The sequence below is a fragment of the Micromonospora sp. CCTCC AA 2012012 genome, from assembly GCF_040499845.1.
In the GTDB taxonomy this organism is placed as follows: Bacteria; Actinomycetota; Actinomycetes; order Mycobacteriales; family Micromonosporaceae; genus Micromonospora; species Micromonospora mangrovi.
This window is the reverse complement of sequence record NZ_CP159342.1, coordinates 5,826,145-5,838,884: the sequence shown is the minus strand read 5'-3', so window position 1 is coordinate 5,838,884 and position 12,740 is coordinate 5,826,145. Positions and strand designations below refer to the sequence as shown.

Genomic DNA, 12,740 nt, shown 5'->3' with positions numbered 1-12,740 from the left:
TCACTCTCCCGGCCACCGGGCGGACCGGGATAGCGTGCCGGGCATGACGCGTTGGGGAATCCTGGCCACCGGCCACATCGCCGGCCGCTTCGCCGAGGACCTGAAGCTGGTGCCGGGCGCCGAACTGGTCGCCGTCGGCTCGCGCACCCGGGAGAGTGCCGAACTCTTCGCCGCCCGGCACGGCGCGCCCCGGGCGTACGCCTCGTGGGCGGAACTGGCCGCGGACCCGGACCTGGACGTGATCTATGTGGCCACCCCGCACGCCGCCCACCACGAGGCGACCATGACCTGTCTGGCCGCCGGCCGGGCGGTGCTGGTGGAGAAGCCGTTCACGCTCGACCTGGCCACCAGCACCAAGCTGGTGGAGACGGCGCGCGCCCGTGGGGTCTTCCTGATGGAGGCCATGTGGATGCGGTGCAATCCGATCATCCTGCGGGTGGTCGAGCTGATCCGGGACGGGGCGATCGGCGAGGTGACCCACGTCCGGGCCGACTTCGGGGCCGCCGGGCCGTTCCCGCCCGAGCACCGGATGCGGGCCCGGACGCTGGGCGGCGGCGCCCTGCTCGACCTGGGGGTCTATCCGCTGAGCCTGGCGCACGTGCTGCTGGGTGTGCCGCAGCACGTGCAGGCCTGGGCGAAGCTCGGCCCGGAGGGCGTCGACGAGAACACCGGGCTGCTGCTCGGCTGGGACTCGGGTGCGGTCGCCACGCTGAGCTGCGGCATGGTGGGCGCGACCGCGATCACCGCGGCGATCACCGGCACCACCGGCCGGATCGACCTGCCCGAGCCGTTCTTCCGGCCGGGCTCGGCGGTGCTGCACCGGCTCGGCGCCGAGCCGGAGGTGATCCCCGCCGACCTGACCGGCGGGGGCTACCAGCACGAGGCGGTCGAGGTGCAGCGCTGCCTGGCCGCCGGGCTCACCGAGAGCCCGCTGGTCCCGCACTCCGCCACCCTGGAGGTGATGGCGCTGCTCGACGACGTCCGCGCCCGGATCGGGGTGGACTACGCGTGAGAAAGGGCCCCCCGCCGGGCGAGGGGCCCTTTTCCGACCGGTCAGAAGAGCGGGCGGATCACCAGGTAGGTGAGGCAGGCGATCAGCGCGGCCGCCGGGAACGTGATGATCCAGGCGATCACGATGTTGCCGGCGACGTTCCAGCGCACCGCGGAGAGCCGCTTGGTCGCGCCCACCCCCATGATCGCCGAGGTGATCGTGTGGGTGGTGGAGATCGGGGCCTTCAGCACCAGGGCGTTGAAGTAGAGCACCGCGCTGGCCACCGTCTCGGCGGCGAAGCCCTCCGGCGGGCCCAGGTCGATGATCTTGCGACCGAGGGTCCGGATGATCCGCCAACCACCGGAGTACGTGCCCAGCGCCAGCATCGTGGCCGACGTCCAGAACACCCAGCCGGGGATGTGCGTCTTGTCGGACTGGTAGCCACCCGTGTAGAGCGCCAGGACGATGATGCCCATCGTCTTCGCGGCGTCCTGCATGCCGTGGCCGACCGACATGGCCGCCGCCGAGGCGGTCTGCGCCCAGCGGAAGCCCCGGTTCAGCTTGCCCGGCTGCCCCTTCCGGAACAGCCAGAGGATGGCCAGCATCACCAGGAAGCCCAGGACCAGGCCCACCACCGGCGAGAGCACCATCGGGATGATGACCTTCTCCAGGATGTTGCCCCACTGCACCACGCCGTCGGCGGCGAAGAGGGTCGCCCCGACCAGGCCGCCGAAGAGGGCGTGCGAGGAGGACGAGGGCAGGCCGAAGTACCAGGTGATCAGGTTCCAGACGATCGCACCGAGCACCCCGGCGAAGACCACCCCCAGGCTGACCACCCCCGGGGGCAGGGTCACCAGGCCGTCGCCGACGGTCTTGGCCACCCCGGCGCCGAAGTGCGCGCCGACGAAGTTGCCGACGGCCGCCAGCGCGAGGGCGACCCGGGGTGTCAGGGCCCGGGTGGAGATGCTGGTGGCGATCGCGTTCGCCGCGTCATGGAAGCCGTTCGTGTAGTCGAACGCCATGGCGGCCACGATCACCGCCAGTACGGCGATGAGTTCGGGACTCACGGGATCAGGACTCCTTGACCGTGATGGTCTCGACGGTGTTCGCCACGTGCTCGAAGGCGTCGCAGGCGGCCTCCAGCTCGTCGGCGACCTCCTTCATCTTCAGCACGGTGAGCGCGTCGTACTCGCCGGAGAAGAGGCGGACCAGCAGCATCCGGTACGCCTGGTCGCCGTCGTTCTCCAGCCGGTTGCACTCGATCCAGTAGTCCTCGAGATCCTTCATCGACTTCAGCCGGGGCATCGCCTCGGCGGTCAGCTTGGCCTGCTGGTCCAGCACGTTGACCAGCTCGTGCAGCTCGCGCGGCAGCGACGGGAGCTTGGTCAGGCCGTACAGGTAGAGCAGGTTGCCGACCGCCTCCAGGTGGTCCATCACGTCGTCGAGCAGCGAGCCCAGACGGTAGATGTCCTCCCGGTCGAACGGGGTGATGAAGGTAGAGTTGATCTTCTTGTACAGCTCGTGGGTGATCTGGTCGCTGTCGTGCTCGACCTCGGTGAGCCGCTCGCTGACCGACTGCACGTCGACATCCGGCAGGCCCAGCTCGTTGAGGAGCTCGGTACCCCGCACCAGGTTCTGCGCGGCCCTGGTGAAGAGCTCGTAGAAGGCGCCCTCGGTGGGACGGAAGGAAAACTTCACAGCACGGACCTCGTCGTGTCGGGTGGAAGGGTCGCGGACGCCGGGGGCGCCTGCTGAAGGGCATGCTAGGGACCCGGTGGAACCGCGAATTCTCCGGCCCACCCCTGGTCAGACCGCATTCACCGGTCGTTCACCTGCTGTTCACCTTGCCCGTTGGACCCACCTCGCAACCGCCGGCGCTCCCGCGCAACGTCGAAACCGGCGGCCGGATACCCGAGATTCAGCCCGTCGAACGTCTCCCGCAGCAGGTGGGCCACCGCCCAGTCCCGGTACCACTTCCGGTCCGCCGGGACCACGAACCACGGCGCGGCGTCCGAGTCACACCGGCCCAGGGCCTCCGCGTACGCGGCCTGGTAGTCGTCCCACCGGGCTCGGGAGTCCAGGTCGCTCGGGTTGTACTTCCAGTACTTGTGCGGGTCGGTGAGCCGCTCCATCAGCCGCTCGCCCTGCTCCGCGTACGAGATGTGCAGCATCACCTTGACCACGGTGACCTGGCTCTCGGTCAGCTCCCGCTCGAAGGCGTCGATCTCGTCGTACCGGGCGCGCCAGGTGGCCTCGTCGACCAGCGACTCGACCCGGGCCACCAGCACGTCCTCGTAGTGCGATCGGTTGAAGACGCCGACGTAGCCGGGCGGCGGCAGGGCGCGCCGGATCCGCCACAGGAAGTCGTGCCGCAGCTCCTCCTCGGTCGGCGGCCCGAACGAGCGGATGTGCAGGCCCAGCGGGTTCATCGCGCCCGCCACCCGCCGGATCGTGCCGTCCTTGCCGCCGCAGTCCATCGCCTGGAGCACCAGCAGCAGCCGGCGCGGCCGGTCGCCGTCGAGGTGGGCGTCGGCGGCCGTCGGGGCACCCGTCGGGGCCTCCGGGCCGGCCGCGCCCTTCGCGGCGGCGTAGAGCATCTCCTGCTGCCGGCCCAGCTCGGCGCCGACCAGCGCCACCTGCTCCCGCGCCCACGCCTTGCGCTGCTTCCCGTGGCCGGCCGCCCCCGGCAGCCCCGGCGTGGAACGCGGATCGATCGCGCCCAGCTCGACCGTCCCGCCGGTCGGCGCGACCCGCAGCAACTCCCGGATCGAACCGCCCTCCGGCGGCACGACCCCCGACTCATCGACTCCGCTCATCCCTCGATCCTCACCCACCCCGCCGCCGTTCGCCTCCCGTGGCGGCCGGCTGTCACGTTCCGGGGCGGTGCCGCGTCCAGGGGAAGGGCAGAATGCGGCCCGCGGGGAGGGGAGAGCGTGGTGGGAGAGCTGGCGACGGAATTCGAGGCCGGGTTCGAGGCGGAGCGGGGGCACCTGACGGCCGTCGCGTACCGGATGCTGGGCAGCCGGAGCGAGGCCGAGGACGCCGTGCAGGAGACCTGGCTGCGGTACGCCACCGCGCTCGCCGACCCGGCCGCCCGCGCCCAGGTCCGCCAGCTGCGCGGCTGGCTCACCACCACCTGCTCGCGGATCTGCCTCGACGTGCTCCGCTCCGTCCGGGTACGCCGGGAGACGTACCCCGGGCAGTGGCTGCCGGAGCCGATGGTGCGTGAGCTGCCGGCGGCCGACGGCTTCGCCCCCGACCCGGCCGAACGGGCGGTCCGGGCCGACCAGCTCGGCACCGCCCTGGTGGTGGTCCTGGAGCGGCTCACGCCCGAGCAGCGGGTCGCCTTCGTCCTGCACGACGTCTTCGCCGTGCCGTTCGCCACGGTCGCCGAGGTGCTCGGCACCACCGCCGCCGCGGCCCGGCAGCTCGCCTCCCGGGGCCGCCGCGCGGTCACCGCGCCGGACGTGCCCCGGCACACCGCCGACCTGGCCGAGCAGCAGCGGGTCTTCGCCGCGTTCGCCGCCGCCGTCGAGTCCGGCGAGCTGGACCGGCTGGTCCGGGTGCTCGCCCCGGACGTGGTGCTGATCGGCGACAGCGGCGGGCACTTCCCGGCGGGCCGGCGGCCGGTGGTGGGCGCCGACAAGGTGGCCCGGTTCATCCTCGGTCTGTTCCGTCAGGTCGACCGGCGCGGCGGCCGGCTGCGGGCCCGACCGGTGCTGGTCGACGGCGCCATCGGCTGGCAGTCGGAGACCGTCCACCGGGACGGTCGACTCCTGCGGATGGTCGCCGCCTACGCCGTGCACGACGGGCGGATCACCGGCGTGTTCCACCAGCTCAACCCGGAGAAGCTGGCCGGGCTGCCGCCGTTCGGGCCGGACGACGCCTGGCCGCCCCGCCCGGCGGCCTAGACCACCAGGGCCAGCCACTTCCGGTACGAGGTGGCGAACGGCTCGGTCCCGTCGCCGAGCGCGCCGAGCAGCCACCGGGCCGCCGCCTCCGCCTCGACCACCAGGTCGTCGGGGTAGCCGAAGCGTTCCCGGTGCTCGGCGAACTCGTCCTCGTCGCGCAGCTCGACCAGCCCGGTGGCCCGGCGGCGCACCACGTCCAGGTCGAGGTCGACCAGGTGGACGGTGTCCTCCCCCTCCCAGCGGGCCGGGGTGGCGATGTCGCAGTAGACCTCGCTGGTCCGGGGCGGGGGGTTGAACATGCCGGTCCACCAGGCGTGGTGCGGCACCAGCAGGACGAACGGGATCTGCTCGACCGACGGCCGGCCGTGATAGACCGACTCGGTGCCGGCCGGCACGCCGAGCCAGACGCCGAGGTCGTCCTCGGTGAGCCGGCGGGCCGGGTAGTCGCGGTGCGCGCTGCCGTCGTACTTGCGGTAGATCACGCGGACCACATCGCTCGGCATGACTGGCACCATAACCGATTCCGCCCACGCGCCGCGATCGGCCCGTAACCGGACGCGACCCGCCACCGCGACCACGCCACGCGGCGGATCGGCGCGGCCGGTGTCGGCGGTGCCGGGTACCGTCGCACGGTGACTCCGCCCCGCGCCGCCACCGGTTCCACCGTCCCCCGGAAGGGTCGGGGCAACCGGCCGAGCGGGCTCGACCTGCTCGCCGCGGCCGTCGGCGCGGTGCCCGGCGGGGCGGCCCGGCCGGGCCAGCAGCAGATGGCCGAGGCGATCGGCAGAAGCATCGCCGACCGGGAGCACCTGCTGGTCCAGGCCGGCACCGGCACCGGCAAGTCGCTGGCCTACCTGGCCCCGGCGTTGACCGTGGACGGCCCGGTGGTGGTCTCCACGGCGACGCTGGCGTTGCAGTCCCAGCTGGTCGAGCACGACCTGCCCCGGCTCGCCGACGCGGTGGAGCCGGTGCTCGGCCGACGCCCCACCTTCGCCGTGCTGAAGGGGCGCCACCACTACCTCTGCCTGGCCCGGCTGGACAACTCGACCGAGGACGAGCCGGAGGACACCCTCTTCGACGCCCCCGCCCGCCCGGCCGGCGGCACGAAGTGGCTCGGCGAGGCCGGCCGGATGGGCAAGCAGATCCAGCGGCTGCGGGACTGGGCGGAGAAGACCGACACCGGCGACCGGGACGAGCTGGACCCGGGCGTGGACGACCAGGCCTGGCGGCTGGTGTCGATGCCGGCCCGGGAGTGCGTCGGCGCGGCCCGCTGCCCGTTCGGGGCCGAGTGCTTCGCCGAGGCGTCCCGCGCCCGCGCCCGCGAGGCCGACGTGGTGGTCACCAACCACAGCCTGCTCGCGGTGGACATGCTCGCCGGCCGGCACATCGTGCCGCCGCACAAGCTGCTCATCGTCGACGAGGCGCACGAACTGGCCGACCGGGTCTCCTCGGCCGCCCAGGCCGAGCTGGTGCCCGAGCTGATCGACCGGTACACCCGTCGGGCCCGCCCGCTGCTGCGGCCGGAGGTCGCCGACCGGCTCACCGAGGCCGGTGACGCCCTCGCGGTCGGGCTGGCGGAGGCCCCGGCCGGGCGGCTCACCGCCGGCCTGCCCGGCCCGCTGCGCGAGGCGTGCACGCTGCTCGACGCGGCGACCCGGGCGGCGCTGGAGGCGATCGGCGACGTCAAGGCCGACGACCCCGACCCGGTCCGCAAGCAGCAGGCCAAGGCGGCGCTCGACGAACTCTCCACCACCGCGCAGCGGCTGCTGGAAGAGGGCGACCACGACGTCGCCTGGGTGGAGAAGCCCGACAACGGCAGCCGGCGCGCCCTGGTGGTGGCCCCGCTGTCGGTCGCCGGCACCCTCGCCACCCACCTCTACGACGAGCGCACCGTGGTGGCCACCTCGGCCACCCTGGCGCTGGGCGGCCGGTTCGACACGGTGGCCCGCGCCCTCGGGCTGGACGCGCCGACACCCACCCCGCCGACCCCGGCCGCCGCCGCTCTCGCCGCCAGCACGGCGCGCGGCGACACCGCCGCCGCCCCGGTGGCCGTCGCTCCCGGCAGCGCCGCCGCCACCGGCACCGTCCCGGCCACCTCCGGGCCGGGCTGGCGGTCGCTCGACGTCGGCTCACCGTTCGACTACGCCCGGCAGGGCATCCTCTACGTCGCCGCGCACCTGCCCCGGCCCAGCGTCTCCGGGCTGCCCGAGGCGGCCGGTGAGGAACTGCTGGCGCTGGTCGGGGCGCTCGGTGGGCGTACCCTCGGGCTCTTCTCCTCGCGGCGGGCCGCGCAGCAGGCCGCCGAGCTGGTCCGCGCGCGGACCGACCTGCCGGTGCTGTTGCAGGGCGAGGAGGCACTGCCGCTGCTGGTCCGCCGGTTCCGCGAGGAGCGGGAGAGCTGCCTGTTCGGGGTGATGTCGCTCTGGCAGGGGGTGGACGTCCCCGGCGACGCCTGCCAGCTCGTGGTGATCGACCGGCTGCCGTTCCCCCGCCCCGACGAACCGCTCGCGGCGGCCCGGGCGGCGGCCGTCGACGCCGGCGGCGGCTCGGGCTTCGCGGCGGTCAGCGTGCCGATCGCCGCCGTGCGGCTGGCCCAGGGCGTGGGGCGGCTGATCCGGGCCACCGGTGACCGGGGCGTGGTCGCGGTGCTCGACTCCCGGCTGGAGACCGCCCGCGGCTACGGCCCCTTCCTGCGCCGCTCGCTGCCCCCGTTCTGGTACACCACCCGCGCGGACGTGGCGCGCGGCGCGCTGGAGCGGCTGGCCAAGAGCTGACGCCCGCGCCCCCACCGGGGAGACGCGGGCGTCAGGAACGGTCGATCGGTCAGGGCGCCTGGGAGGCGACCACCACCGCGTCCGGCGGGGTGTCCGGCACGGTCCGCGCGGCGAGCCGGCGAACGGCGGTGTTGAGCACCGCGATCAGCGGCACCGCGACCAGCGCACCGGCGATCCCGGCGAGGACCACCCCGGCGGCGATCCCGATGATCACCGCGAGCGGGTGGATGGCCACCGCCCGGCCCATGATCAGCGGCTGGAGCAGGTGCCCCTCGACCTGCTGCACGCCGATCACCACGCCCAGGATGATCAACGCGGTCACCGGGCCGCTGTCGACCAGCGCCACCAGCACCGCCACGACACCGGACAGGGCCGCCCCGACGATCGGGATGAACGCGCCCAGGAAGACCAGCGCGGCCAGCGGGAAGGCGAACGGGATGTCGAAGATGACCAGGAAGATGCCGATGCCGACCGCGTCGATGAACGCGACCAGCACGGTCGCCCGGACGTACGCGCCCAGCGTCGACCAGGACGCCCGGCCCGCGTCGTCCACCTTCCAGCGCGCGGCCACCGGCAGCAGCCGGACCAGGAAGCGCCAGATCCGGTTGCCGTCCCGGAGGAAGAAGAACGTCGCGAAGAGCACCAGGATGGTGCCGGTGAGCACCTCGGCCAGGGTGGCGGCGGTGGAGAGGGCCCCGCTGGTGAACTTCGAGGTGTTGCCGTTGATCCAGCCCTGCGCCTCGTCGATGTAGCGGTTGAGCTGGCTGTCCGACAGGTGCAGCGGACCGGTCTTGAGCCAGTTCTGGATCTGCCGGACCCCCTCGGACGACTTGTCGCTCAACTGCGGCACACCGGCGATGAACTCGTTGACCACCAGGGTCAGCGTGCCGATCACCGCGGCCAGGCCACCGACCAGCACCACCCCGGTCGCCAGCGACCGGGGGAAGCGGGCCTTGAGCAGCCAGCCGACCGCCGGGGCGAGCAGCGCCGACAACAGCAGCGCGACCGCCAGCGGGATGATCACGATGCGGATGGTGCCGATGATCCGGATCAGCGACCAGGTCACCACCCCGATCACGATCAGCCGCCACGACCAGGCCGCGCCGATCCGCAGGGCGTGCGGCACGTCCGCGTCGTCCCGGCTGGCGGTGGAGGTGTGCAGCGCGGCCGGCTGCTCCACGCCGACCACGGTCGCCGAGGTGGGCGCCACCGGGCCCGGCGTGGCCGGCGAGGCCACCCGGGGCTCGTCGGGCGCGTCGTTGACGTCCCGCCGGTCCGCCCGCACCGACTCGCGTCCGGACTCGTACGCGCGGCGGAGCCGTCCGCGTACCCGCTCGAAGCGGCTCAAGCGCACCTCCTGCAACAGAACCGGCCCACCGAGAAAGACGGGGAGCCAGGATACGTCGGACCGCCTCACCGTAGGGCGGTTCCGCCACATTGCCCAGGGGCGCCATCGCGTAACCACCGGCCGGTCCGCCCCGGGCGACGGGGTACCGTCTCCGGCGTGACCGCCGACCAGAACCTCGACTCCGGCCTGCCGATCCGCATGCTGCACGACCGCGTACTGGTGCGGTTGGAGGGCAGCGAGGGCGAGCGCCGCTCCACCGCCGGCATCGTCATCCCGGCCACCGCGGCCGTGGGCAAGCGCCTGGCCTGGGCGACCGCCGTCGGGGTCGGCCCGCACGTCCGCGCCGTCGTCGTCGGTGACCGGGTGCTCTTCGACCCCGACGAGCGCTCCGAGGTCGAACTGCACGGCAAGGCGTACGTCCTGCTGCGCGAGCGCGACGTGCACGCGGTGGCCGCCGAACGCGTGGAGACCGGTTCCACCGGCCTCTACCTGTAGCTCCCCGCCGTTTGCGCTGCTGCCCGGCGGGAAGCCAGGCATCTCCAGCGCGCCCTGGGGAGGGACCATGCCGGTATTCGTCAAGAAGCTGCTGACCTGGGGAAGCGTCGCGTTCCTGATCTACTTCATGGCGTTCCGGCCGGACGGCGCGGCGCAGCTGTTCAAGGCGATCGGCGGGCTGCTGATGGCCATGGCCCAGGGCCTCGGCGACTTCCTCACCGGCCTGATGACCTGAGCCGGGCCCGCCACCGGCGGGTCAGGCGCCCGGCGGCCAGGGTGCGGCCGGGCGCGGGCCGTACCAGCCGGGCGGGCCGTAGCCGGCCGGCCAGGCCGGGGGCGGCGGCGGGGCGAGCACCACCGGGATCGGCACCACCGGCTCGTCGGGCGCCTCCACGGCCCGCTGCGACCCGTCCGGGAAGCGCAGGTGGTAGCGGTTGCCGTCCCAGACCCCGACCGGCGCCTGCGGATCCCGACCCACGAAGAACGCCCGGTACGCGGCGATCGCGTCCAGCAGCTCCCGCTCCTCCCGCGCGGTCCGGTCCCGGTCGGCAGGCTTGCGGTCCAGCCCTCGGCGCATCCCGTCCCGCAGCAACGCCAGCCGGGTCGCCGCGAACTGGTAGCCGCGCATCGCCTTCACCCCACCGTCGCCGGCCACCCGACGGGCCCAGGTCCGGGCCGCGTGCCGCCGGCCGAGACTGCCCAGCGCCGCCACCTCCGGCGGGGTGAGCCAGCCGGCGCGGACGTAGTCCGGCAGGGTGCGCTCGGTGAGCCGCCCCTCCCAGGCGCGCAGCCAGACCGCCAGCCCGACCATGCCGAAGAAGATCGGCACCATCACGCCGATGTAGCCGTAGAGCGCGATCAGCGGCTGGCCGGTCGACGCCGCCAGCGAGGGCAGCAGGTTCCAGGTGCCGTGCAGCATCATCGCCAGCAGCAGGCCGGCGATCGGGGCGAGGATCCGCAGCCGCCGGTCCGCCGCCCGGGCGCTGATCCCGAGCCCCACCCCGGTCATCGAGGTGAAGAGCGGGTGGGCGAAGCCGAAGAGCAGGATCCGGACGATGAAGATGGCGATCACCTGACGCGCGCCGGTCGCCGGGCCGTACTCCTCGACGCCGACCCGGTAGCCGTAGCCGCCCAGGTAGAGGATGTTCTCCACCATCGCGAAGCCGACCGCCGAGAGCCCGCAGTAGACCAGGCCGTCGGTGACCCCGGACCACTCGCGGCGGCGGAACACCAGCAGCAGGATCGGCCCGAGCGCCTTGGTCAGCTCCTCGATGAACGGGGCGACCAGCACGGCGGTCAGCGCGGTCGGCAGGCCCCAGTGCTTGAACTGCCCGGCGAAGAACTCGTTGACGTTGAGCGAGACCGCGGTGGCGACGAAGGCACCCCAGGCGAAGCAGAAGATCAGGTATTTCAGCGGCTCCGGCTCGTATCGGTCGAGCCAGAGGAAACAGGCGACCAGCACCGGGACCGGCAGGATCGCCGCGACCACGCCGATCAGCAGCGCCTCGGCGCCGAGGTTCTCGCCGAGCGTCCACACCATGAAGACCGCCCCGGCGGCGATCACCAGGACGACCGCGGCCAGCGCCAGGAACCGCCGCCAGCCGAGCCGGCGCAGCGGCATCCGGGGGGCCGGCGCGCCGGCGGGCGGAACGGCGGGCGCGGTCGGCGGCGGCAGGGCTCCGCCGGGCGGGGTGTCGGCCATGCGGTCAGCGTAGTCACCTCGGGCCCACTGGTCCGGCCGCATTCCGACCGCTAAGCTGCCGGGCAGGTCACGAGTGCCAGCGCGAAGCCCCGGCTTGCTGGCCGGCAACCCTCGTCGAGTTCGCGGTGGGGTGCCCCGGGTGATGACCGGGCCCAGCCCGAACAACGTGCTGGGCAAGCGCGGACCCCGTCCCGGTGCCCACACCCCGGGGTCCCCAGGACCCTGGAGGCAGCTGGCGTGACCGTCACCCTCGTACCCCCGACGCCCGTCCTCCCGGCCCCGGCCGGGACCGACCCACTCGCCGTGCTCGGCGTGCCGGGTGAGATCAACCTGGATCACGCGGCCAGCGCACCCTGCGCGCGAGCCGCAGCCGACGCGGTGGCCGAGCTGCTGCCCTGGTACGCCAGCGTGCACCGCGGCGCCGGCGCGCTGTCGCGGCGCTGCACGCTCGCCTACGAGCGGGCCCGGCAGACGGTCGGCGACTTCGTCGGCGCGCGGGCCGGCGACCACGTGGTCTTCACCCGCAACACCACCGACGCGCTGAACCTGCTGGCCCGGGCGCTCCCGGCCGGCACCACGGTCGTCACCTTCGCCGGTGAGCACCACGCCAACCTGCTGCCCTGGCCGCGCGGCTCGGTCCGGCTGCCGGTGCCGGCCAGCCCGGCCGAGGCGGTACGCGCGCTGGACGCCGCCCTCGGCGAGCTGCGCCGGGTGCCCGCCGGCCGACCCGCCCCGACCCCCGCCGGCCCGCCGGTGCTGGTCGCGGTGACCGGGGCGAGCAACGTGACCGGGGAACGCTGGCCGGTGGCCGAGCTGGCCCGGGTGGCGCACCGGCACGCCGCCCGGATCGTGGTGGACGCCGCCCAGCTCGCCCCGCACGTCCCGGTGGACCTCACCGCGCTGGACGTGGACTACCTGGCGCTCTCCGGCCACAAGCTGTACGCGCCGTTCGGCGCGGGCGTCCTGGTGGGGCGCGGCGACTGGTTGGACGCGGCACCGCCGTACCTGATCGGCGGCGGGGCGACCAGCCACGTCGGCGCGGGCACCCACGAGGTGCGGTGGAGCACCGGCCCGGCCCGGCACGAGGCGGGCACGCCCAACCTGCTCGGCGCGGTGGCCCTGGCGGCGGTCTGCGCGGCGCTCACCGAGGCGGACCGGCCCGCGCTGCACGCCCGCGAGCAGGCGCTGCTGACCCGGCTGCGGGACGGGCTGGCGGCCCTGCCGCACGTCGTGGAGCTGCGGACCTTCGGCCCCGACGCACCCCGGGTGGGCATCGTCTCGTTCGTGGTCGCCGGCCGGGACTCCGCCGAGGTGGCCGCCCGGCTCGCCGCCGAGCACCGGATCGGGCTGCGGGACGGGCTGTTCTGCGCCCACCCGCTGGCCCGGCGGCTGCTCACCGAGGCCGCCGCGCGCAGCGGCCGGCGGGACCTGCCGCCCACCGCGCTGCGGGCGAGCATCGGCCTGGGCAGCACCGTCGCCGACGTCGACCGCCTGCTCGCCGCGCTGCGGGACTGGTGAC

At 74.1% G+C, this 12,740-nt stretch carries 12 protein-coding genes and 1 riboswitch; of the genes, 6 read left to right on the top strand and 6 right to left on the bottom strand.

The annotated features are described in order from the left end of the window. Positions 1-43 precede the first annotated feature (43 nt). Positions 44-1,012 carry a Gfo/Idh/MocA family protein gene (locus ABUL08_RS26405; protein WP_350932716.1) on the top strand — a complete coding sequence of 323 codons (969 nt, stop codon included), beginning with the start codon at positions 44-46 and terminating at the stop codon, positions 1,010-1,012. A 41-nt stretch (positions 1,013-1,053) separates the two neighbouring features. Here the strand turns inward: ABUL08_RS26405 and ABUL08_RS26400 are convergent, their stop codons facing one another. From ABUL08_RS26400 to ABUL08_RS26390, 3 genes are all read right to left on the bottom strand, one after another. After that, positions 1,054-2,058, bottom strand: coding sequence for an inorganic phosphate transporter (locus ABUL08_RS26400; RefSeq protein WP_350932715.1), 1,005 nt, complete (start codon positions 2,056-2,058; stop codon positions 1,054-1,056). 4 nt (positions 2,059-2,062) lie between these two features. After that, complete coding sequence (locus ABUL08_RS26395; protein ID WP_350932714.1) at positions 2,063-2,689, bottom strand: DUF47 domain-containing protein; 627 nt, start codon at positions 2,687-2,689, stop codon at positions 2,063-2,065. Between the two features lie 119 nt (positions 2,690-2,808). Next, the gene (locus ABUL08_RS26390) at positions 2,809-3,807 is read right to left on the bottom strand and encodes a PPK2 family polyphosphate kinase (RefSeq protein ID WP_350932713.1); all 999 of its coding nucleotides are present in this window, start codon (positions 3,805-3,807) and stop codon (positions 2,809-2,811) included. Between the two features lie 117 nt (positions 3,808-3,924). On the opposite strand from ABUL08_RS26390, the gene sigJ reads away from it, so the two are divergent. After that, positions 3,925-4,902, top strand: coding sequence for an RNA polymerase sigma factor SigJ (sigJ, locus tag ABUL08_RS26385; protein WP_377521842.1), 978 nt, complete (start codon positions 3,925-3,927; stop codon positions 4,900-4,902). On the opposite strand, the gene ABUL08_RS26380 is transcribed toward sigJ, so the two are convergent. After that, the gene (locus ABUL08_RS26380) at positions 4,899-5,405 is read right to left on the bottom strand and encodes a DUF402 domain-containing protein (protein ID WP_350932712.1); all 507 of its coding nucleotides are present in this window, start codon (positions 5,403-5,405) and stop codon (positions 4,899-4,901) included. The two genes, sigJ and ABUL08_RS26380, sit on opposite strands and share 4 nt — an antisense overlap. 129 nt (positions 5,406-5,534) lie before the next feature. On the opposite strand from ABUL08_RS26380, the gene ABUL08_RS26375 reads away from it, so the two are divergent. Next, entirely contained in the window at positions 5,535-7,676 is a 2,142-nt protein-coding gene (locus ABUL08_RS26375; protein WP_350932711.1) for an ATP-dependent DNA helicase, read from the top strand. A gap of 49 nt (positions 7,677-7,725) precedes the next feature. Here the strand turns inward: ABUL08_RS26375 and ABUL08_RS26370 are convergent, their stop codons facing one another. Continuing rightward, positions 7,726-9,024, bottom strand: a complete 1,299-nt coding sequence (locus ABUL08_RS26370) for an AI-2E family transporter (RefSeq protein WP_350932710.1) — start codon at positions 9,022-9,024, stop codon at positions 7,726-7,728. A gap of 156 nt (positions 9,025-9,180) precedes the next feature. On the opposite strand from ABUL08_RS26370, the gene ABUL08_RS26365 reads away from it, so the two are divergent. Beyond that, on the top strand, positions 9,181-9,519 hold the full coding sequence (locus ABUL08_RS26365) for a GroES family chaperonin (protein WP_350932709.1): 339 nt from the start codon (positions 9,181-9,183) through the stop codon (positions 9,517-9,519). A gap of 67 nt (positions 9,520-9,586) precedes the next feature. Next, positions 9,587-9,754, top strand: coding sequence for a hypothetical protein (locus ABUL08_RS26360; RefSeq protein WP_350932708.1), 168 nt, complete (start codon positions 9,587-9,589; stop codon positions 9,752-9,754). A gap of 21 nt (positions 9,755-9,775) precedes the next feature. Here ABUL08_RS26360 and ABUL08_RS26355 read toward each other — a convergent pair whose 3' ends face one another. Then, positions 9,776-11,263: a PrsW family intramembrane metalloprotease gene (locus tag ABUL08_RS26355; RefSeq protein WP_350932707.1), complete on the bottom strand. Its 1,488-nt coding sequence runs from the start codon at positions 11,261-11,263 to the stop codon at positions 9,776-9,778. Positions 11,264-11,286: 23 nt separating this feature from the next. Then, positions 11,287-11,407, top strand: a riboswitch (SAM riboswitch). A 51-nt stretch (positions 11,408-11,458) separates the two neighbouring features. On the opposite strand from ABUL08_RS26355, the gene ABUL08_RS26350 reads away from it, so the two are divergent. Beyond that, a complete protein-coding gene (locus ABUL08_RS26350; protein WP_350932706.1) occupies positions 11,459-12,739 on the top strand; it encodes an aminotransferase class V-fold PLP-dependent enzyme in 1,281 nt (426 codons plus the stop codon). Position 12,740: the final 1 nt, after the last annotated feature.

What these genes read in the sequence shown, in the direction of transcription:
- ABUL08_RS26405 (WP_350932716.1), top strand. Translation starts at nt 44, where the DNA reads ATGACGCGTTGGGGAATCCTGGCCACCGGCCACATCGCCGGCCGCTTC.
- ABUL08_RS26380 (WP_350932712.1), bottom strand. Translation starts at nt 5,405, where the DNA reads ATGCCGAGCGATGTGGTCCGCGTGATCTACCGCAAGTACGACGGCAGC.
- ABUL08_RS26355 (WP_350932707.1), bottom strand. Translation starts at nt 11,263, where the DNA reads ATGCGGCCGGACCAGTGGGCCCGAGGTGACTACGCTGACCGCATGGCC.
- ABUL08_RS26390 (WP_350932713.1), bottom strand. Translation starts at nt 3,807, where the DNA reads ATGAGCGGAGTCGATGAGTCGGGGGTCGTGCCGCCGGAGGGCGGTTCG.
- ABUL08_RS26360 (WP_350932708.1), top strand. Translation starts at nt 9,587, where the DNA reads ATGCCGGTATTCGTCAAGAAGCTGCTGACCTGGGGAAGCGTCGCGTTC.